The organism is Kitasatospora sp. NPDC059599, from assembly GCF_042735125.1.
Classification (GTDB): Bacteria; Actinomycetota; Actinomycetes; order Streptomycetales; family Streptomycetaceae; genus Kitasatospora.
Map to the genome: position 1 here is coordinate 1 of NZ_JBHWCL010000312.1, position 1,330 is coordinate 1,330.

Annotated in this window: 1 protein-coding gene; it reads right to left on the reverse strand. The window is 71.9% G+C overall.

Annotated features, from left to right (window positions below; translation table 11 throughout):
- Positions 1-1,330 (reverse strand): amino acid adenylation domain-containing protein (locus tag ACFV04_RS43750; RefSeq protein WP_380536658.1); only part of this gene is annotated, 1,330 nt, incomplete at both ends.

Consider the following 1,330-nt stretch of genomic DNA (forward strand, 5'->3'; position numbering starts at 1 on the left):
CCGAGGTATTCGAGGGTGCCGTCCGCCCGCCAACGCACGAGGTCGCCGGTGCGGTACATGCGGCTGCCGGACGGACCGAACGGGTCGGCGACGAAATGCCCGGCGGTCAGGCCGGGCCGGTTGACGTAGCCGCGGGCCAGGCCGGAGCCCGTCGCGTACAGCTCACCCGCCACCCCGACCGGCACCATCCGCAGGTGGCCGTCCAGCACGTACACCCGGGTGTTGTCGAGCGGGCGGCCGATCGGCAGTGTGTGGCCGTGGAACCCTTCCGCCGGGACCCGGAAGCAGGTGGTGAAGGTGGTGTTCTCCGTCGGGCCGTAGCCGTCCACGATGGCCAGCTCCGGGTGCACCTCCCGGATGAGGCGCACCGCCTGCGGGTCGACGACGTCACCGCCCACCCACAGTTCGCGCACACCCGCCAGACAGCCGGGGTTCTCCCGGGCGATCAGGTTGAACAGCCCGGCGGTGAGCCACAGGGCGGTCACCCTCCCTTGCCGGGTCACCCGTTCGATCTCGCCCGCGTCGAGGTTGCCCGGAGGCGCCACCACGACCTGGCCGCCGGACAGCAGCGGGGCCCAGATCTCGTAGGTGGCGGCGTCGAAGGTGTGCCGCGAGTGGAAGAGGACGCGGCGGTGGTTGCCGTTCTGCCACGACCGGTCCAGCGCGAGGTGGATCACCGCCGAGTGCGGGACCGCCACCCCCTTCGGCCGGCCCGTCGACCCGGACGTGTACATCACGTACGCCAACTGCGCAGAAACGCCCGGGACTTCGACCGGGTCGGCTGCGGCCTCACCCTCGTCACATGCGAGCGGCATCACGCCGGCGGGCAACTCGACCCGTTCACGGGTGGCCCGGTTCGTCACCACGACACGCGCACCGGTCTCCGCCAGCAGCTGCCGCAGGCGCGGACCCGGATCCCGCTCGTCCAGCGGGAGGTAGGTCGCGCCGGCCTTGAGCGCCGCCAGGAGACCGACCAGGAGGTCCACCGAACGTTCGAGGAGCACGCCGACCACGTCCCCGGGGCGCACACCGGCCGCGACGAGCCGGCCCGCCAGCCGTCCCGCGCGCAGGTCCAGCTCCTCGTAGGTCACCGTCTCGTCACCGGAGCGGAGCGCGACGGCGGACGGCGTGCGGGACGCCTGTTCGGCGAAGCGCCCGTGGACCGTACCGACGGCGTCGGCCGTGTGCGCCGTGTCCGCTGTGCCGGGAAGCGGGTGGTCCGTGTCGTTCCAGGTGCGGAGGAGTTGGTGGTGTTCGTGGTCGGTGAGGGTGTTGATGTGGTGGATGGGGGTGTCGGGGTTTTGGGTGATGGTGTGGAGGAGGTTGTGGA